This is a genomic window from Pseudomonas sp. 203-8, assembly GCF_020708595.1.
Lineage (GTDB): Bacteria > Pseudomonadota > Gammaproteobacteria > Pseudomonadales > Pseudomonadaceae > Pseudomonas > Pseudomonas aeruginosa.
Genome location: NZ_JAJFDF010000005.1, coordinates 224,457 through 243,572 on the forward strand (window position 1 = coordinate 224,457; position 19,116 = coordinate 243,572).

General features: G+C 66.8%; 13 protein-coding genes. 4 read left to right on the top strand and 9 right to left on the bottom strand.

Annotated features, from left to right (window positions below; all coding sequences use genetic code 11):
- Window positions 1-116 precede the first annotated feature (116 nt).
- The 8 genes from LJF27_RS13675 to LJF27_RS13710 form a co-directional block, all read right to left on the bottom strand.
- Window positions 117-908, bottom strand: a complete 792-nt coding sequence (locus LJF27_RS13675) for a YfaP family protein (RefSeq protein WP_003112868.1) — start codon at window positions 906-908, stop codon at window positions 117-119.
- Window positions 909-912: 4 nt separating this feature from the next.
- A complete protein-coding gene (locus LJF27_RS13680) occupies window positions 913-2,562 on the bottom strand; it encodes a YfaQ family protein (protein ID WP_003106536.1) in 1,650 nt (549 codons plus the stop codon).
- Complete coding sequence (gene magD, locus LJF27_RS13685; RefSeq protein WP_025921210.1) at window positions 2,559-7,109, bottom strand: alpha-2-macroglobulin MagD; 4,551 nt, start codon at window positions 7,107-7,109, stop codon at window positions 2,559-2,561. The genes LJF27_RS13680 and magD overlap by 4 nt, the downstream gene beginning before the upstream one ends.
- Window positions 7,110-7,135: 26 nt before the next feature.
- Window positions 7,136-7,774, bottom strand: coding sequence for a DUF1175 domain-containing protein (locus LJF27_RS13690; RefSeq protein ID WP_003112865.1), 639 nt, complete (start codon window positions 7,772-7,774; stop codon window positions 7,136-7,138).
- A complete protein-coding gene (locus LJF27_RS13695; RefSeq protein ID WP_003116230.1) occupies window positions 7,771-9,540 on the bottom strand; it encodes a DUF2138 domain-containing protein in 1,770 nt (589 codons plus the stop codon). The genes LJF27_RS13690 and LJF27_RS13695 overlap by 4 nt, the downstream gene beginning before the upstream one ends.
- Before the next feature lie 38 nt (window positions 9,541-9,578).
- Window positions 9,579-10,388, bottom strand: coding sequence for a YfaP family protein (locus LJF27_RS13700; protein WP_003094417.1), 810 nt, complete (start codon window positions 10,386-10,388; stop codon window positions 9,579-9,581).
- A 162-nt stretch (window positions 10,389-10,550) separates the two neighbouring features.
- On the bottom strand, window positions 10,551-11,111 hold the full coding sequence (locus LJF27_RS13705; protein WP_003106283.1) for a response regulator transcription factor: 561 nt from the start codon (window positions 11,109-11,111) through the stop codon (window positions 10,551-10,553).
- A 25-nt stretch (window positions 11,112-11,136) separates the two neighbouring features.
- Entirely contained in the window at window positions 11,137-12,405 is a 1,269-nt protein-coding gene (locus LJF27_RS13710; protein WP_003094421.1) for an ATP-binding protein, read from the bottom strand.
- Between the two features lie 276 nt (window positions 12,406-12,681).
- Here LJF27_RS13710 and LJF27_RS13715 point away from each other — a divergent pair, with 276 nt between their 5' ends.
- The 3 genes from LJF27_RS13715 to LJF27_RS13725 all read left to right on the top strand — a co-directional run bounded on the left by LJF27_RS13715 (window position 12,682) and on the right by LJF27_RS13725 (window position 16,950).
- Window positions 12,682-13,392, top strand: a complete 711-nt coding sequence (locus LJF27_RS13715) for an SIMPL domain-containing protein (RefSeq protein ID WP_023116754.1) — start codon at window positions 12,682-12,684, stop codon at window positions 13,390-13,392.
- A 252-nt stretch (window positions 13,393-13,644) separates the two neighbouring features.
- A complete protein-coding gene (locus tag LJF27_RS13720) occupies window positions 13,645-15,258 on the top strand; it encodes an ABC transporter substrate-binding protein (RefSeq protein WP_003161454.1) in 1,614 nt (537 codons plus the stop codon).
- 93 nt (window positions 15,259-15,351) lie between these two features.
- Window positions 15,352-16,950, top strand: coding sequence for an ABC transporter substrate-binding protein (locus LJF27_RS13725; protein WP_014603297.1), 1,599 nt, complete (start codon window positions 15,352-15,354; stop codon window positions 16,948-16,950).
- Window positions 16,951-17,017: 67 nt separating this feature from the next.
- On the opposite strand, the gene mdpA is transcribed toward LJF27_RS13725, so the two are convergent.
- Complete coding sequence (mdpA, locus tag LJF27_RS13730) at window positions 17,018-18,235, bottom strand: metallopeptidase MdpA (protein WP_003120936.1); 1,218 nt, start codon at window positions 18,233-18,235, stop codon at window positions 17,018-17,020.
- Window positions 18,236-18,402: 167 nt separating this feature from the next.
- Between mdpA and psdR the strand changes: the two genes are divergently transcribed.
- Window positions 18,403-18,966 (top strand): transcriptional regulator PsdR, encoded by a 564-nt coding sequence (gene psdR, locus LJF27_RS13735; protein WP_003094433.1) that lies wholly within the window; start codon window positions 18,403-18,405, stop codon window positions 18,964-18,966.
- Window positions 18,967-19,116 lie beyond the last annotated feature (150 nt).

Sequence of the window (19,116 nt, forward strand, 5' to 3'; positions counted from 1 at the left end):
GCCATTCGCAGCGGCATGAGCGCCGCCGTCAGGCCACGGGTTGATAACACCGATGCCTGAGCGACGGCGAATAACGCCAGGGGCGTTATCCGCCCTATGGGACCGAGCGCAGGCGCCTACGGATAACTGAAGCGCTTCACCAGCGTCAGCTCGCCAGGCTTGCGCATCGGCACCAGGAAGGTTTCCTGTTTCTCGTTCGGCGTGCCCTCTTCGGTGACCAGGGTGATGCGCGCCGTGGTCAGGTCCTGGGCGGCCTGTTCGGCGCCATCCTCGCTGCTGCCGTAGCCACCGCCGAAGTAGTTGACGTAGACCAGGTAGGGCCCCTTCTGCGGCGTCGGCGTGGCGATGATTTCCGGGCCGTAGCCGGTGGTGACGTCGACATCCAGGGTCGCGCCGTTGGCCAGCGAACGATTGCCATACCAGACATGGTCGCCGTCCGGGGTCACCAGGTGCAGGTCGAGGTCGGTGTTGTCGCTGTCCCAGGACAGCAGCACGCGCAGCTTGGCCGGCACTTCCCCGCCGCCGCCACCGTGATAGAACTGGACCCGTCGCGACTGCCCGGCGGCGTTGCGCACCTCGACGCTGTTGCTGCCGGACGGGAAGGCGAACGGGCGGTCGAAGCTGCCATCGGCGTCCACCTTCAGTGGCATGCTCACACCGTTCACCACCAGCGTCGCCGGGCGGTCCTTGGGCTGGCTCTCGATCGCGCCGCGAATGCGCGCGGTGGTCGCCTGGTCGGCGGCGACGTTGACCGAGGACGCCGGGTAGTTCACCACCTGCCGGTAATTGGCGGCGGAACCGTCGCCGGCACGCCAGCCGGAGACCGGCGTATCCAGTTTCACGGGGTTGTCCGCCCAGGCGACGAGGGGAAGGCAACTGAGCAGGGCGGCAAGGGACATTCGGTTCATGGAGTCATTCCAGTAGCAGGCGCCGGGCCAGGCTTTCGACATAGTTTTCGTCCTGGCCGCTGGGATGGGCGCGGAAGGCCAGGTGCAGGTATTCGTGGGTGAGGTCCAAGCGTTCCTGTAGGGAATACAGGCCGCGGACGAAGATGCGTTCGCGCTCGCGATCGACATAGGGCCGCCCGGAAGCCAGGCGGCACACGGAAAAACTCGGAATCTCCTCGTAGCCGGGCTCTCGGTCGAGACGCTCGCGCCACTGCCGGCGCTGCTTGCGCAGCCAGTCTTCGGCAGCCGGCAACGGCTGGCAGGCGGCCACCGGGTTGTCCCAGCGGCTCAGGCTGCTGCGCGGGAAAGCCTGGGCGAGGATGCTGTCGTAGCCCAGTCCCTGCCCGGCTTGCTCCACCGCGTGCTTCCAGGACAGGCGCGCCGGACCAGGCTGGTCGGAGTGATAGTTGACGGTCGCCCCGGCCAGCACCAGGTCGGCGCTCCAGGCAGCGATCCGCCGCGTCGGCGCGCTGGCCGGGCGCGGCGCCACGCGCTGGCGCTGGCTGCTGTCATCGATGGCCAGGCATTCGCCGCGCGGCGCGGCGTTTTGCAATAGATAGGTGCGAATGGTCACCGCCAGCGCGCGAGCGGCTTCCTTCGGCTGCGCCGAGGCTTCGCGCTCCAGCACCCGCGCCACGTACTCTTCGCGCGAAACCCGCGCGACCAGGCGCGGCACGCCATCCACCCGTTGCAGGAAGAGGTCGCCGGCGCTGGCGATGTCCAGTCGATTGCCGTTGGCGAAGAGCACTTGCTGCGGACCATGCAGCAGGCCTTCGGCGGCCGGGTGGCCGGAGGGATCGCTGACCGAGCGCAGCGGATAGCGGCTGAACAGGTTCACTTCCACGCAACGGCCCGGATCGGCCGGCCACGGACTCGGCAGGAAGCGCCCGAGCACCTCGGCGTAGCGGTCCAGAATCATCTTGCTGGTTCCCGGGCCGCCGAGCCAGAGCGGCGTTCCATCGACCAGCCAGCCAGCGAAACCGCCCTGGCGCGCCTGCGGGTCATGGTCGTCGAGCCAGCTCCAGGTCTTCACCCGCAGGCGGCCGCCAAGGCTGGCCACGGCATGGCCGTCGCCGGCCTGCAACGCCACGTCGAGCAGTACCCGCCGCGCCTCGCCCTGGGCCGGCAGTTGCTGCAACTGCTCCAGAAGCTCCTTAACCGGCACCCGCGTCTGCGGTTGCAGCCGTTCCAGATCGAGCAACCAGGCCGGTGCCTGGCGCGCCTGCCAGTAGCCGCGCCAGGCCTCCGGCCGCAAGGCGAGGCGCTGCGGCTCGAAATACAGCCCGCAGGAGCGCACCAGGGCGCGGTCACGACCGATCGTCTGGCCATTCTCGCAGCAGTAGACCTCCTCGCGGCTGCGCCCCTGGCAGGTATAGGGCGGCTCGGCCTGGCCGGTGTCGCTCAGCCAGGCGAAGACGAACAGTTTCCACAGGCTGCCCAGCGGAGCCTGCAAATCGGCCGGCAACGGCCGGCGCTCGAGTACCCGCTGGCGATCCAGGCTCACCAGTTCGTAGCCCTGGGTCGTGCGCCAGGCCAGCTGGACCGGCGCCTCCGCTGCGCGAAGCAGCAACGGCACGGCGCACAGCAGGACCAGCCAGGCGCGCAACGCAATCACTCGACCTTGACCTTGGCCAGCGCCGGCTTGGCTTCCAGGGCCTGCTGTTCCGGCGCGTAGAGACGCAGGTAGCGGGCCGGTGGCAGGTTGAAGCTGCCTTTCTGGGAGAAACGCACCAGGTGACGGAAACGCTGCTCGCCACTCAGGCTGTCCACCGGCACCCCGTAGAACAACTCGCCCGGTTCGTTGCGCGCGCGCTCCAGGGTGGTCGCTTCGTCGCCGGCCAGGCCGCTGATCTTGATGCCCCAGGTGGTGCGCTCGACATCCGCGCCGGGCGGCAGCGGCAGTTCCAGCATGCCGTAGCGTAGAGCGGTGTCTTCCGGAACGTTCAGGGTCACTTCGTCGAGATACAGTTCGTCGCTGGAAAGCGGCTTGTCGCCAACCTCCTCGACCTTGAACTCGAACGCCCCCTCACCGGGCACCAGGCGCAGCAGACGACGGCTGATCTGCACCGGCAGTTGCCCGCTCGGCGCCTGGGCGCTGCGGTAGCTGAGCGCAACCGGCAACGGCCGGGCCGGCGCCTCGTCCAGGTCGACCCAGCTCGGAATGCCGCGGCCGCGCCATTGCCAGTAGGTTTCGCCGCTGGCGCCGCGCTGCGCCTGCCAGTCCTTCGGCGGCTGCGGCAGCTTGCCCTGCGGCGCCTGGGCCAGGGCGCCCTGCAGCCAGGTCAGGGCCAGGGCGCGTTCCAGGGTCGATTGCGCCGGCGCCAGGCGTTGCAGCAAAGCGCTGGCCTGCTGGCCATCCACGGCCGAGTGAGAGGCCAGCAAGGCATCGGTGAACGGCAAGCCGGCCTCACGCAGGCGCTGCGTCGCCGTCTCGGCCTGGGCGGCCAGCGGAGCGGGCACCGCGACCCGCAGTTGCCGTGCCAGGTCCACCGCCAGTACTCGCGCCGCGGCCAGGCCGACGGCCGAGTCCGGGTCGCCCAGCACCAGGCCGTCGTCGGCCTCCAGCGGCTCCGCGCGCGCCTGCCCTTCGCCGGCGTTGGCCAGATCGTTGAGCAGGCCGCCGAGCAGGGTGTTCACCGGCAACTGCATGTCGCGGGCGAAAGCCAGGATCAGCGCACGCTGCAGCAGCGGGGTCTGCGTCGCCTGCTTGGCGTAGGGCTCGAGGATGCGCTGCCAGTGTTCGGCCGGCAGTTGGATCTCCAGTGCGCGGCTGGCGTACCAGTCGGCGTAGTAGGCGTAGGCGGTGAGGAAAGCGTCGCCATCGACGTCGCCACCCCACCAGGCGAACCAGGCGTCCGGGCCGGCCATCTGCACCAGGCGCAGGCGACTGTTCTGCATGATCAGGCGCAGGCGGTCGCGAATCCGCGGCTCGCCGCCGGCCAGCGCCGGATAGGCGATGCTCAGCGGCAGCAGTTGGCTGGCGGTCTGCTCGACGCCGCCGTAGGGATACTCCAGCAGATCATCGAGATTGCCCAGGTAGGCAGCGGCCGGGCCATCGGCCAGGCGCAGGCGTACGTCGCGCGCGTCCGCCGGCAGTTGCAGCGGGTTGCTCGCCGCCGCCAGGCTGAGGTTCTGCACCTGCTCCACCTGCCAGCCGTCGGCCAGCAGGTTGAAGCGCACCGCCAGGCGGTCGCGGACCTGCCCGTCCTGGCGCAGCTCGGCGCTCCAGTCGCCATCGCTGAGCGGCTGTTGCGCCAGCGGAATGTAGTTGACTCCCTTGGCCAGCTCCAGGGTCTGGCTGCGCTGGCTGCCAGGCGGCCCGCTGAGCAGCTCGGCCTTGACCGGCTGTTCGCCTTGGTTGAAGACGAACAGGCCGAGGTCGGGCTGGTCACCCTGGCGGAAGCGAGTCGGCCCGCTCCACTTCAGGTACAGCGGCTTCTCCGAGCGAAGGAACTGCTTCTTCTGGCCGACCTGGCCGTTGTCGTCGATGGCCCGCGCGGTGATCCGCCAGCGGGTCAGCGAGTCGGGCATGCGGAAGCTGAAGCTGGCCTTGCCCTGGGCGTCGGTGACCAGCTCCGGCTGCCAGGCGGCGGTGTCGACGTCCTCGCGGCGCGGCCGCTCCAGTACCTTGACGCCGCGCTCGCTGCGGTTCGCCCGTCCGGGTGCGCTGGTGCTGCCGGGCAACGCCACGTCGTAGCTGATGAAGGCCAGGCTGGCGCTGGTGCGCACGTTGTTGCGCCGCGGATGGTAGAAGAACTGGTCGATGCCGGGGGCGATCTCCGCCTGCAGGGCATAGACCATCTCATCCACCACGCTGACGGTCAGGTGGCTGGAAACCGGTTTGCCGGCGAAGCGCGTGGCCAGGGTCACGGTCACCGTCTCGCCCGGTTCGTAGCGCTCCTTGTCGGTGGCGATGTCGATCTCTACCTGGGGCATGCCGACCTTGATCCCGGCGTTCTGGAAGCTGTAGTCGCCGCCCTTGGTGTAGAGCACCGAGAAGGTCAGGTTCGGCGAGAACTCCTCGCGCACCGGGATCCACACGCGGTACTGGGTCGGATTGAGCTTTTCCAGGCGCAGCCAGTCGGCGCCCTTGGACAGCAGGGCGGTGGCCTCGACCTTGTCGCGCTCCAGGGACAACAGCGCATCCTCCACCGGCTCGGGGAAGGTGATCAGTGCGGAGGCTTCCTCGCCGGTGCGGTACTCGGGCTTGTCGAACACCACCTCGACGGTGCCCGGCACCGACTTCACGCCCTCGCCGCTCACCGAGTGGCCGGTGGCGCCAAGGAGCTGGCCCTTGTCGTCGCGCAGCTCCACGGAATAGGTACCGGGGCGCTCTAAGGTCAGCGCGAAGCGGCCGTCGGCGACCGGACCGCTATCGGTGGCGCGGTCCTCCAGGCGGATCCACTGGTAGCTGCTCGGCTTGAGCGGGGTCGGCTGTTCGCTGGCATAGCTGAACTCGACCTTCTCGCCGGCGGCGCTGAAGCGCTGCGGCGCGCTCAGGCGGTAGCGCGCGGCGCCGCGCTCGATGAGGATCTCCTTGCTGGTCTTGACCCGGTAGGCGGCGCCGTCGCTGGCGAAGATGGTCAGCATGTAGCGACTGGGTTTCTCGGCCGGCGGCAATTCGATGGCGGCGCGGCCCTTGCCGTCGGTGGTCAGTTCGGTGCTGCTCAGTTCCACCGGGAACTGGCCGAGATACTGCAGTTCGTTGTCCACCATCGACAACTGCTGGGCGCGCAGGCTCAGTTGCAGGCGCGCGTTGGCCACCGGCTTGCCGTCCGGATAGAGCAGGACGATCTCGCCCTTCACCGGCTCGGCGGTCTTGAAGTCCGGCTTGGCCAGGTCGAGGGCGACTTCGAAGTGCGGCTTGATGTATTCGGCGACGCGGAAGGCGCTGCTGTAGGTCTGCCCGCGGTAGTCGAAGCGCAACTCGTAGCCGCCGGCGACGGCGTTCTCCGGCAGTTGGAAGCGGCCATTGGCGCCGCTCTTCGCGTCGAAGCGGAGGTCCAGGCTTTGCAATACCGTGCCGCTGGCGTCGATCACGCTCAGGCGCACCGGCGCGCTGGCGGCGGCCTGGGATTGCCGGGCGTCCTTGAACTCGCGGCCGACCATCTTCAACGAGACCCAGTCGCCCGGCCGGTACAGCGGGCGGTCGGTGAAGGCGTATATCTTGGTGTCGTAGATCTCGCTGTCGTAATAGAAGTTCTCGGAGACGAAGACCCCGCCCTCGCGGTCCTCGCCGATCACGTAGGAGCGCTCCGGACTGGCGTGCTTGAGCCGCAGCAGGCCGTCGGCGTCGGTATTGCCGCTGCTCATCACGCCCAGGCCGTCGGTCCACAGCACCTTGGTGTCGGGCACCGGGGTGCCTTCGTGCTTGCGTGCGGTCCAGACCAGCAGCTCGTCGCCGGCGACCTTGCTCACCGCCACGCTGTTGGAGACGAACACCACGGTGGTGGCGCGGTACTTGCCGACAAGCGCCTCGACCAGGTACAGGCCCGGCTTCAGCTTGCCCAGCGGGATGTAGACATTGCCCGGCACGACGTTGATGAACTCGCTGGAGGAACCGGCCAGCTTTACGTCCTGCGGCGGCTCGATGGGCTTGGCGTCCCACAGCGGATAGCGGAACTGGCTGACCAGCGGCAGGCCGGGAATCGGCGCGTATTGCGGCTGCGCGTCGTAGGGCGTCGGCGCGGTCATGGCGTTGCCCATCTTCAGCTCGGGCACCGCCTCGGTGACCTGTTGCCGCGACTCGTAGGAGAAGGCGCGCTGCATCACCCGGCGCGACTTGCGATACCAGTTGTCCCAGAGATAGGCCAGGGTGTTCGACAGGCCTTCGCCCTTGAACTGCCCCTCTGCCAGGACCCGGTGCAGGTTCTTCTGCCGCTTGAGGAACTCCAGCGGCTGTTCGATCCGGTACAGGCGCACGTCGACCCCGCCATAGGGCTCCATGCGGTAGCGCCGGTAGTCGCGGCCGGGCGCTTCGAGACGGACCCGCGCTTCCTCGTCGGTGGCGAAGCTGCTGTCGGCGAGCAGGAAGAAGGATTCGCCGGCCATCGGCGTGTAGCCGCTCGGTTCCACCGTGTCTTCCGCCTGGACGGCGGCGAACGGCAGCAGGACCAGGGCGGCGACCGCCAGGCTACGGCTGAAACGGCGCAGGTTGCTCATTGCTGTGGTCTTCACTGGGACGCGATTCATTGAGAGAGGAAAGCCAGCCGATAGATGCCGATAAAGTTGGGATTGGATTCGTCGGGGATCCATCGGGTGTCCTTCCATGTCATGAGTTGTTGCAGGCTGACCGAGCGCATGCCGTTATCGGTCGGGGTGCTGCTGCCGGTGTGATAGGCGATGGAGCGGCCCATCCAGATCATCAGGTGCTGGTCGTCGCCCTGGTCGTAGAACATCAGGTCGCCGGGGCGCGCCTGGTTGAGGTCGCGACCGACCAGCCGGCTGTTGAACTGCACCAGCTTGATCGCATTCACGTAGGGCCCGACCTGGCCGCCACCCTGCTGCCAGTTCTGCGCCAGGCGCCGTTGCTCGGGACTGAGCGCCAGCTCCGGGGGCAGGTAGCGGTTGGACAGGCCGTTGGCGCGCAGCCACTTGCCATCGTGGACTTTCAGCGCCTCGTTGGCGGCGAAGCGCACCAGGCCGGCGCAGTCCTGCTGGTGCCAGCGCGGACTCGGCCCTTGGCGCAACTGTTCCTGGGCGATGCGCACGAACCAGGCGCGGAATACCTGCGATTGCTGCGGGTCGAGCGTTACCGCGGGCTCGCCGCGGGCAACGCCGCTGGCCAGCAGGAGCAGCGCCAGGCCGAAGGCAGTCAGGCGTCTCACAGCGACCGCCATTCCAGCGGCAGCCATTGCCACGGTGCGTTGGCCTGGCTTCCGGCAGGCAGCCCGAGGGCGTAGCTGCCCTTGCCGGCGAGGGTTTTCAGGCGCGGCATCAGGTAGGTGTCGGCGGCATTGCGGAATACCGGCTCCATGTCCTGCGGCAGGCTGTCGAGGGTTTCCCGTTGCAGCAGTTCGGAGAGCGGCTGCGGCGCCAGGTAGGCCGGTACCAGCGCATCCTTCGGCAACACCTCGGCGAGCGGCGGATAGCGTTTGTCGAGGGTGTCCAGGGCCTTGCCGAGCAACTGGTCGTCGAGGGAGAACAGCAGGGTCTGGCCATGGCGCGCCATGCCGATGCGGAAGAACGCGCGGCCGCTGATGCTCTCCGGGTTGTCCGCCTGGCTGGCCGGATAGGCGCCGAAGTTCGAGCTGACCTGGCGGGTCCAGCGGCGGGTCTGGCCATCCACCCGGTCTTCCACCGGGAAGCTGCCACCCTCGACCTTGGCTTCCTTCGCGCCGATCACGCGACCGAACAGCTTGCCCAGCTCGTCGTCGAGTTCGGCACTGGCCGGCGCGCTCAACTGGCCCACCAGCAGCGGCGAATGCAGCCGCGAACTGGCGTACCAGCAGAGACCGGCAGCGCCGCTGAGATGCTCGGAGAAGGCCTGGGCCATCTTCTGCTCGGCCCCCAGACGCTCCAGCATCACCCCGTACAGGCCAGGGGTGACCGGCAGCGCCACGCAGGCGCTGGCGCCCATCGGCATGGCCTGCCAGACCGGGGCGAAGTCCAGCGGCGGCTGGCGTTCCACCTCGTTCAGCGCCAGGTAGCTGCTCCAGCCCTGCTCGCCCTTCTCGAAGCGCACCCCGGCGAAGCTCGGGATGAAGCGCTGGTAGCCCATGGCCAGGACGCTGGCATTGAGGGTGATGCGCTGGCGCAGCTCGCCGCGGCCCGGCAGGCCGAAGCGCTCGGGGAACAGTTCGTCGCCGTCGAGCAGTGCCTCCAGGTCTTCGCTGGCCGGAGCGTTCAGCGGGCTGTCGTCGCTTTCGCCACCATCGTCGAAGAGCATCCGTGGGTTCGACAGCAACAACAGCCGGTCGCCCTTGGACAGGAACAGCATCGCCTTGTCGTTGCCGTAGCGCAGGCGATAGACCGAGGTTCCCGCCAGCTCGCCGACCTTGCGCAACTGCTGGTCGTCGGCGGCGATATGGGCCAGCGGCTCGAGCACCCGCGCCAGGCCGCCGCGCTTGAGCACCACCACGAAGTCGCGCAGGCGGCCGTCGGCGCCGCGCCAGAGGGCGACCTGGGCCGGTTGGTCGAGCAGTTCCTCGACCAGGCTGTCCTTCAGGGTCAGGTCGTGCTCGTAGATGATCCGCCGCAACGTACCGGTCAGGCCGAGGCGGTCGCCATTGTTCTCGTAATAGAAGACGAAGTCCTCGGTCAGGGTATCGCGCAGCAACGGCACCTCGAGGATTTCCTTCGGCAGGCGGCTCAGCGACACGCTCTCGATCAGCGCGTCGGGCTTGCGCAGGTCACGGTAGGCACGTGGCGCGTCGGCGTCCGCGGGTGCCTGGGCGCCGATCGGCTGGCCGAGGTCCTCTTCGGCCGGGCGCCCTCCGCCGAGCCGCTCCAGCCAGCCCATCTGCCAGGCCAGCACACCGCCGGCGGCCAGCGCGGCGACGATCCCCAGCACCGGCCACAGGGCGCTTCGGGTGCGCGCAGCGGCGGGCGCAGGGGTTCCGTTGGCAGGGCTGGGGGTGTTGTTCTCGCTCATGGTTCGCTAATCCCGTGTCATCCGTACGAGGGGATGCTTCAGTAGGTAAAGGTCTTGACCAGCACCAGGTCGCCGATGGTGCGCAGGGGCACGACGAAGGTCTCGTGCTTCTCGTCGACGCTGTTTTCGTTGAACACCAGGTTGACCTGCGCGGTGATCACGTCCTGTACGTTGCTGCCGGCCTGGAAGTTGTAGCCCTGGTTGTTGAGGTTGCCCCAGTAGTTCACGTAGATCAGGTAGGTGCCGTGCAGCGGCGCGCCCATGGTGAACATCTCCGGGCCGGGCCCGTCGACGCCGTCCGGATCGAGGCCGCCGCTGTTGCTCAGGCGCGGATGCGCCCAGTAGGCGTGCTGGCCATCGGGGGTGACGATATGCAGGTCAAGCTCGGCCTTCGGATCGTCCCAACCCAGCACCACGCGCACGCGCGGCGGCAGTTGGGAGCGATTGGCCTCGTAGAACTGTACGCGCTTGAGGATCTTGCCGTCGGCGCTGCCGACCTGGACGCCGTTGGAGCCGTGGCCGAACGCATAGGGGCGGACGAAGCGCCCGGCGCCGTCGGTATAGAGAGGGAGAGGATTGCCGTTGACCACCAGGCGCTGGGCGCGCTCGGTGCCGACCAGTTCGCGCAGGTGTCCTTCGATCAGGCTGCGGCCGCGCTGGCCGCCGCGATCGATGGGCGGAGTCGGATAGGCGACACGCGGGGCATCGGGCTGTTCGAGCAGGCCGGAATAGCGCCAGCCTGCCGTCGGACCATCCAGGTCCACCGAAGGCTCGGCTAGTGCAGGCAGCCCGAAGGCCAGTCCGAACAGCACCGACAGGCAGCCGGCACTCGAACCGAAGATACGCATGATCAATCCCTGGTCGTGCGATTCATGAAAGTTGCATCTTAACGATTGCGCTGTCCGCTGGATATCCCCGGCGACCGGCGGAATGTGCGAAATCCACCGCGATTCGACGGAAAGCGGAAAGTATAGGGGGCGCCATGCGGCGCCCCCGTTGTCATTTACGCTTCAGCGCCGTACCGGCCGCTTCTGCAGCTTGCGCTGCAAGGTCCGTCGATGCATGCCCAGGGCGCGGGCGGTGGCGGAGATGTTGCCCTCGTGCTCGGCGAGCACGCGCTGGATGTGCTCCCATTGCAGGCGATCCACCGACATCGGGTTTTCCGGCACCAGGGTGTCCAGGTCGGCGTGCTCGGAGAGCAGCGCGGCCAACACGTCATCGGCATCCGCCGGCTTGCACAGGTAGTTGCAGGCGCCGCGCTTGATCGCCTCCACCGCGGTGGCGATGCTGGAATAGCCGGTGAGGATCACCACCCGCATGTCCGCGTGCAGCTCCAGCAGCTTCGGCAGCAGCACCAGGCCGGAGTCGCCTTCCATCTTCAGGTCGAGCACGGCATAGTCCGGCGTGTCCTGCTGGGCCAGCGCCAGGCCTTCCTCGGCGGAGCCGGCGGTGCTGACCCGCAGGCCGCGACGGCTCATGGCCCGCGCCAGGACCCGGGTAAAGGTGGGATCGTCGTCCACCAGCAGGAGATGGGGTTGTTCTTCCCCTTCGAAGAGCAGCTCTTCAGACATAGGCAGGGCCTCTCAGACGGATCACTCAAGCCATTCCGTAGCTGCGCGGCAAGCGCAGTTCGGTCAGAGTGCCGCCATCTTCGTGGTTATACAACTTCACCGTTCCACCAGCGCGGGTCACGCTGGCCTGACTGAGAAACAGGCCGAGGCCGAAGCCCTTGCCCTTGGTGGTGAAGAACGGTTTGCCGATCTGTTCGGCGATCGCCAGGGGCACCCCGACGCCGTGGTCGCGGATACTCAGGCAGATACTGCTGCTGTCCCAGTCCAGGCGGATGTCGAGGTCGTCGGGACAGGCGTCCGCCGCATTGTTCAGCAGGTTCAGCAGAGCCTGGCTGAGGTCGGTCGGCGGGGTCAGGCGCGGCGCGGAGCCGAGGCCCAGGCACTGGTAGCGGTAGGAAGCCTCCGGACGCATCAGGTGCCAGCGGCGCAGCACCGATTCCAGCCATTCCGCGGCGCTTTGCTCCTCGATAGCCTGACGGCGGTCGGCCTCGGCCGCCCGTACCAGTTGCTGGAGGGTGTGCTTGCACTGCTTGACCTGTTCCTGGAGCAATGCCAGGTCTTCCTGCAGGGTCGGGTCCTGCGGGCGCTCCTGGCGCAGCTCGTTGAGCAGCACGCTCATGGTCGCCAGCGGCGTACCCAGTTCGTGCGCGGCACCGGCCGCCTGGGTGGCCACCGCGAGCAACTGCTGGTCGCGCATGCTTTCCTCGCGCCGCTCGGCCTGCATGTGCGCCTGCCAGCGCAGGGCCTCGGACATCTTCACCACGAAGAAGGTGATGAAGGCCGCCGACAGGGCGAAGTTCAGCCACATGCCGAACAGGTGCAGGTTGATCAGCATCGCCTCGTGCTGAACCGCCTGCAGGTGCAGCGGGTGGTACCAGATCAGCAGCAGGGTGTAGCCGGTCAGGGCCAGGCCGGAGAGCACCATGGAGTAGATCCAGGGCAGGGTCGCAGCGGCGATGGTCAGCGGTACCAGGTAATAGGAAACGAAGGGGTTGGTCGAGCCGCCCGAGTAATACAGCAAGGTGCTGTGGATGATCAGGTCGCAGGCCAGTTGTACCGCGTACTCCTGGTCGGTCACCGGCCACGGCGCGCGCAGGCGCAGCGCGGTGAACAGGATCAGGCAGGCGGACAGGCCAAGGGTCAGGCCGAGCGCCAGCCACGGCAGCGGCAACAGGTCGGAGAGCCAGGCGAAACCCACCGAGCCGGCCTGCGCGGCCAGCACGAGAATACGGATGAGGAGCAGACGGCCAAGGTTCTGGCGACTGGCGGAGAGCAGGAAAACCGGTGCGCGCATGTTTTCTTCCGGAATAAGCGCGAGTATAGCCAAGACGCTGTCGGCAACTCTGCGGCAAAGTGACTCAGAAACCTCGCAGGTCGCCATCCTGCCCTGTTTCGCCGAGCGCTGTCAGGGCTCAGATCAGTAAATTTCACGTTTTTTCCGAAATCGCCTAACCCGTTCCGGGAAAAGCCTTCGTCTCATGGTCCAAGACTGGCGTATAGGCATGTTTGCCGCGCCTGCCGGAACGATGCTCTACAGTGTGAATTCAGCCTTAGTACAAGGAGTTGCCCAATGTCTGCGATTTCCCGCCTGGCCGCCGCCGTCACCCTCTGCGCCGCCAGCCTCTCGGCCGTCGCCGAGGAAGCGCCGCGCTACAACCAGGTCTCGCTGCACGCCGAAGTCAGCCAGCAGGTGGCCCACGACCTGATGCAGGTCACCCTCTACAGCGAAAACCAGGGCAGCGATCCGGCCAAGCTCGCCGCCGAGACCACCAGCGTCCTCAACGCCGCCGTCGCCGACGCGCGCAAGGTCAAGGGCGTGACCATCAGCCTGGGCAGTCGCAACAGCTATCCGGTCTACGACGACAAGGGCCAGAAGATCACCGGCTGGCGCGAGCGCGCCGAGCTGCGCCTGGAAAGCTCCGACTTCGCCGCCCTCGGCCAGCTTTCCGCCGACCTGCTGGGCAAGCTGAAGATGGGCGGCATGGACTTCAGCATCGCCGATGCGACCCGCAAGAAGAACGAGGACCAATTGATGAAAGGCGCCGTGGACGCGTTCAAGGAGCGCGCCCAGTTGCTCACCGAGGCGCTCGGCGGCAAGGGCTACAAGCTGGTCAGCCTGAGCGTGAACAGCGCCGGCGCACCGCGCCCGTACCCGGTGATGCGGATGGCGGCGATGAAGGCCGACGCCAGCTTCGGTGGCGCCCAGGCGCCGGATATCGAGGCCGGGACCAGCCAGGTCACGGTCAACGCCGACGGTGTGATCGAGGTGCAGATGCCCTGATCCGGCCGGCGCGCACCACAAGAGGCAGCCTCCGGGCTGCCTCTTGCGTTTCCACTGTCTCTCGCGCAGCAAACGCGGCCTGCGTCGCGTTTGCGCAAATTCGAAAATGCGACATTCCCTTTCAATCGGATAACAACATCTACACTGAAGCGACCTCGACGCTTGCGGCCGGCACACGCCCTGCATAGCTTCGCGCAAGACAGCTCACGAGGCTGTCCCTCGCAGACAATCAAAATAACCAGAGGTCACTCCATGCGTAGAAACGCCGTCATCCGCTCCGCGATCATGCCCTCGCTGCTCGGCGCAGCGCTGGTCGCCGCCGTTCCCCAGGCCTTCGCCAGCAACCTGATCTTCTGCTCGGAAGGCAGCCCGGCCGGCTTCGATCCCGCCCAGTACACCACCGGTACCGATTTCGACGCCGCGGCGGAAACCGTCTTCAACCGCCTGACCCAGTTCGAGCGCGGCGGCACCAAGGTCCTTCCCGGCCTCGCGGAAAGCTGGGACGTCAGCGACGACGGCAAGACCTATACCTTCCACCTGCGCAAGGGCGTGAAGTTCCACAGTACCGACTACTTCAAGCCGACCCGCGAATTCAATGCCGACGACGTGCTGTTCACCTTCGAACGCATGCTCGACAAGGATCATCCGTTCCGCAAGGCCTACCCCACCGAGTTTCCCTACTTCACCGACATGGGCCTGGACAAGAACATCGCCAGGGTCGAGAAGCTCGACGAGCATACGGTGAAGTTCACCCTCAACGAGGTCGACGCGGCCTTCATCCAGAACCTGGCGATGCCCTTCCCATCGATCCAGTCCGCCGAATACGCCGCGCAACTGCTCAAGCAGGGCAAGGCCAGCGACATCAACCAGAAGCCGATCGGCACCGGCCCGTTCGTGTTCAGCCGCTACCAGAAGGATGCGCAGATCCGCTTCAAGGGCAACAAGGACTACTGGAAGCCGGACGAGGTGAAGGTCGACAACCTGATCTTCGCCATCAACACCGACGCCTCGGTGCGCGCGCAGAAGCTCAAGGCCGGCGAGTGCCAGATCACCCTCAACCCGCGCCCCGCCGACCTCGACGCGCTGAAGAAGGACCCGAACCTGAACCTGCCGTCGCAGGCCGGCTTCAACCTCGGCTACATCGCCTACAACGTCACCCACAAGCCGTTCGACAAGCTGGAAGTACGCCAGGCGCTGGACATGGCGGTGAACAAGAAGGCCATCATCGACGCCGTCTACCAGGGCGCCGGCCAGTTGGCGAGCAACGGCATGCCACCGACCCAGTGGTCCTACGACGAGACCATCAAGGACGCGCCCTACGATCCGGCCAAGGCCAGGGAGCTGCTGAAGAAGGCCGGCGTCGCCGAAGGCACCGAGATCACCCTGTGGGCCATGCCGGTACAACGCCCCTACAACCCCAACGCCAAGCTGATGGCGGAAATGCTGCAGAACGATTGGGCGAAGATCGGTATCAAGGCGAAGATCGTCACCTACGAATGGGGCGAATACATCAAGCGCGCCAAGGGCGGCGAGCATGACGCCATGCTGATCGGCTGGAGCGGCGACAACGGCGACCCGGACAACTGGCTCGGCACCCTCTACGGCTGCGACGCGGTGGACGGCAACAACTTCTCCAAATGGTGCGACGCCGGCTACGACAAGCTGGTCAAGGATGCCAAGCGCACCACCGACCAGGGCAAGCGCACCGAGCTGTACAAGCAGGCCCAGCACATCCTCAAGGAACAGGTGCCGATCACCCCGATCGCCCACTCCACCGTGTACCAGCCGATGCGCAAGACGGTACACGACTTCAGGATCAGTCCCTTCGGCCTGAACTCGTTCTACGAGGTCAGCGTCGGCAAGTAGCTTCGCCTGCCAGCCGCGCCGCCCCGCCACGAGCGAGGCGGCGCCTCTCCCCGGGGCGGCCGACCCGGCCGTCCCGCTCCAGAGGAGTCATCCATGCGACCACGCTCTGCCCTGCGCTACAGCCTGCTGCTGCTCGCCTTCGCCGCCAGCGCCGCCATCCAGGCCCAGCCGAAGACCCTGGCGGTGTGCACCGAAGCGGCGCCGGAAGGGTTCGATCCGGCCCGCTATACCTCCGGCTACACCTTCGACGCCTCAGCCCATCCGCTGTACAACGCGCTGGCCGCGTTCGCTCCGGGCAGCGCCACGGTGATCCCGGCCCTGGCGGAAAGCTGGGACGTCTCCGCTGACGGCCTCGTCTACACCTTCCGCCTGCGCCAGGGCGTGAAATTCCACAGCACCGACTACTTCAAGCCAACCCGCGAATTCGACGCCGACGACGTGCTGTTCAGCTTCCAGCGCATGCTCGATCCGCAGCACCCCGCCCACGACCTTTCGCCCAGCGGCTACCCCTACGCCGACGCCATGCAACTGCGCGACATCATCGAGCGCATCGAGAAGATCGACGAGCACCAGGTGCGCTTCGTCCTCAAGCACCCGGAGGCGCCGTTCCTCGCCGACCTGGCCATGCCGTTCGGCTCGATCCTCTCCGCCGAATATGCCGGCCAACTGATCGCCAGGGGCAAGGGCGACGAACTCAACAGCAAGCCGATCGGCACCGGCCCGTTCGTCTTCACCCGCTACCGCAAGGATGCCCAGGTGCGCTACGCGGCCAACCCCGACTACTGGAAGGGTAAGCCGGCCATCGACCACCTGGTGCTGGCGATCACCCTCGATCCCAACGTGCGCGTGCAGCGCCTGCGCCGCAACGAATGCCAGATCGCCCTGACGCCCAAGCCGGAAGACGTCGCCGCGTTGCGCCAGGACCCGCAACTGACGGTGCTGGAAGAAGCGGCGATGATCACCTCCCACGCCGCGATCAACACCCGGCACGAACCGTTCGACGACCCGCGCGTGCGCCGGGCGATCGCCATGGGCTTCAACAAGTCGTCCTACCTGAAGATCGTCTTCGGCGACCAGGCCCGCCTGGCCATCGGCCCCTACCCGCCGATGCTGCTCGGCTACGACGACAGCATCCGCGACTGGCCCTACGACCCCGAACGGGCCAAGGCCCTGCTGAAGGAAGCCGGCGTCACCCCGGACACACCCCTGAACCTCTACATCAGCACCGGCAGCGGCCCCGGCGGCAACCCGGCGCGAGTGGCGCAACTGATCCAGTCCGACCTGGCCGCCATCGGCATCCGGGTGAACATCCGCCAGTTCGAGTGGGGCGAGATGGTCAAGCGCACCAAGGCCGGCGAACACGACATGATGCTCTACAGCTGGATCGGCGATAACGGCGACCCGGACAACTTCCTCACCCACAACCTCGGCTGCGCCTCGGTGGAGTCCGGGGAAAATCGCGCGCGCTGGTGCGACAAGGGCTTCGACGAAGCCATCCGCAAGGCGCGCATGAGCAACGACGAGAGCCAACGGGTAGCGCTGTACAAGGAAGCGCAGCGGATCTTCCACGAGCAGATGCCCTGGTTGCCGCTGGCGCATCCTTTGATGTTCGACGCGCAACGCAAGAACGTCAGCGGCTACCGCATGAGCCCGATGTCGGCGCGGGACTTTTCGCGGGTGAAGCTGGACTGATCGCTGCGCCGCACGCGGGAAGCCCTGGTCCTTGCCTTCCCGCGTGCGGCGTTATCGTTCGGCCGGATCAGCCGCCGAGGCCGAAGGGATCGTCGATGGACGGGCTCGGTTGGGTGAACCAGCGCGGTCCTTCCTTCGTCATGTAGAAGTGATCCTCCAGGCGAATGCCGAACTCGCCGGGCACGCAGATCATCGGTTCGTTGCTGAAGCACATGCCGACATCCAGCGGCGTGCGATCGCCACGCACCAGGTACGGGCCTTCGTGGACGTCCATGCCGATGCCATGCCCGGTGCGGTGCGGCAGGCCAGGCAGGCGGTAGTCCGGTCCCAGGCCGTTGGCCTCCAGCGAACGCCGCGCGGCGGCGTCCACCGCCTCGCAGGGCCGGCCCAGACGCGCGGCCTCGAAGGCCGCCAGTTGGGCGTCGCGCTCCATCCCCCAGAATTCGCGCTGGCGTGCGCTGGGCGTGCCGAACACATAGCTGCGGGTGATATCCGACTGGTAGCCGTGGACCTGGCAGCCGGTATCGATCAGCACCATGTCGCCATCCTTCAGCACCTGCGCATGCTTCACCCCATGCGGGAAGGCACTGGCGGCACCGAACAGGACGATGCAGAAGGTCGAACCGGGCGCGCCCACCTTGCGGTGCGCCTGGTGGATGAACTCGGCGACTTCGGTGGTGCTGATGCCTTCGCGGAGAATGCTCGCCGCGGCCTTCTGCACTTCCAGGGTCATGTCCTTGGCCCGCTGCATCAGCGCCAGCTCCTCGGCCGACTTGCGCATCCGTCCCTGGTCGATCAGCGGCGCGGCGCTGACGAAGTTCCTGCCCGGCGCCTGTTGGCGCAAGCGCTCGAACATGCCGAACGGCAGGCTCGGACACAGTGCGACCGTGCTGCGCTCGCCCACGCCGAGCGCCTCCAGGCGATCGAGCAGCAGGCGATAGGGATCCTGGTGTTCCTCCCAGGTGTGGATGGCGCCATCGACCACCTGGAAGTCGCGCACCGTACCTTCCTCGAAGGCCGGCGCAAGGTATTCGAGGGCGCCCTCGGCGGGCAGTAGAGCACCCACCAGGCGTTCACTGGGGTGCCATTGCACGCCGCTGAAGTAACGCAGGTTGCTGCCTGCATGCAGGTACGCCGCGGCGATGCCATGCTCGCCCATCCACGCCTGGGCCGCGGCGATTCGCGCACGGTAAGACGCCAGGCCGATCGGCTGCGCGCCGTCCATCATGTTCCGCAGACGCTCCAGCGCCTGCGCAGGGGTACTCCCGCCAACACCCACGGTCATTTGTTGTTCTCCTCGTCTGGACCGGGCTGAAATTTAAGTCGAGCTTAAATTCAGGTCAAAACAAATTTTCAGTCACACTTAAAAATAGGGGTTCGGGTAGTTCATCTGTCAGACTTTATTGACGCCCCGCGCTGGGTATACTGCGCCTTTCAACAAGAGTCTCCCCAATGACCGTAGACCGCATCGGCGAACGCCTGCGTCGCTATCGCCGCGCCGCCAAGAAGACCCTGCACCAAGTCGCCAGCGAATCCGGTCTCACCGCGAGCTTCCTCTCCCAGGCGGAGCGCAACCTCACCGGTGTATCGATCTCTTCCCTGGCCAACATCGCCAAGTCGCTGAATATCCCGCTCAATGCCCTGTTCGACCAACCGGCACAACCCCAGCCCGACTCCCACGAAGGCGAGCGGGTACGCTACACCATCGAGGGCCAGCCGCTGGCCTACGAACGCCTGTCCAGCTCCTTCCCCGGCAACCTGATCAATGCGGTCAAGATGAACATGCCGGTGGGCTACCAGTCGGAGCTGATCTCCCATGAGGGCGCCGAGTTCTCCTACGTCCTGTCCGGGCAGATCGTCTACACCATCGAGGGGCGCCAGTACCCCCTCGGCGCCGGCGACTCGGTGCACTTCGACGCGACCAAGACCCATTGCCTGGCCAACGTCGGCAGCGATGTGGCGGAAGTCCTGACCATCACCACCATGGGCCTGTTCGACGACCATCCGACGCCCTGAGCCAGTCCGTAGCGCACCTTCCCATCCTGTCAGGCAAACGTTTTCGCAAGAGAAATGTTAGTCGTGCTTAATTTTCGTTGACCACAATTTCAGCATGACTTAATTTCGGCATCAGCGAATCGTCGACCAACAACAAACGGACGATCGCTG

What these genes read in the sequence shown, in the direction of transcription:
- LJF27_RS13675 (WP_003112868.1), bottom strand. Translation starts at nt 908, where the DNA reads ATGAACCGAATGTCCCTTGCCGCCCTGCTCAGTTGCCTTCCCCTCGTC.
- magD (WP_025921210.1), bottom strand. Translation starts at nt 7,109, where the DNA reads ATGAGCAACCTGCGCCGTTTCAGCCGTAGCCTGGCGGTCGCCGCCCTG.
- LJF27_RS13695 (WP_003116230.1), bottom strand. Translation starts at nt 9,540, where the DNA reads ATGAGCGAGAACAACACCCCCAGCCCTGCCAACGGAACCCCTGCGCCC.
- LJF27_RS13700 (WP_003094417.1), bottom strand. Translation starts at nt 10,388, where the DNA reads ATGCGTATCTTCGGTTCGAGTGCCGGCTGCCTGTCGGTGCTGTTCGGA.
- LJF27_RS13705 (WP_003106283.1), bottom strand. Translation starts at nt 11,111, where the DNA reads ATGTCTGAAGAGCTGCTCTTCGAAGGGGAAGAACAACCCCATCTCCTG.
- LJF27_RS13710 (WP_003094421.1), bottom strand. Translation starts at nt 12,405, where the DNA reads ATGCGCGCACCGGTTTTCCTGCTCTCCGCCAGTCGCCAGAACCTTGGC.
- LJF27_RS13715 (WP_023116754.1), top strand. Translation starts at nt 12,682, where the DNA reads ATGTCTGCGATTTCCCGCCTGGCCGCCGCCGTCACCCTCTGCGCCGCC.
- LJF27_RS13720 (WP_003161454.1), top strand. Translation starts at nt 13,645, where the DNA reads ATGCGTAGAAACGCCGTCATCCGCTCCGCGATCATGCCCTCGCTGCTC.
- LJF27_RS13725 (WP_014603297.1), top strand. Translation starts at nt 15,352, where the DNA reads ATGCGACCACGCTCTGCCCTGCGCTACAGCCTGCTGCTGCTCGCCTTC.
- mdpA (WP_003120936.1), bottom strand. Translation starts at nt 18,235, where the DNA reads ATGACCGTGGGTGTTGGCGGGAGTACCCCTGCGCAGGCGCTGGAGCGT.
- psdR (WP_003094433.1), top strand. Translation starts at nt 18,403, where the DNA reads ATGACCGTAGACCGCATCGGCGAACGCCTGCGTCGCTATCGCCGCGCC.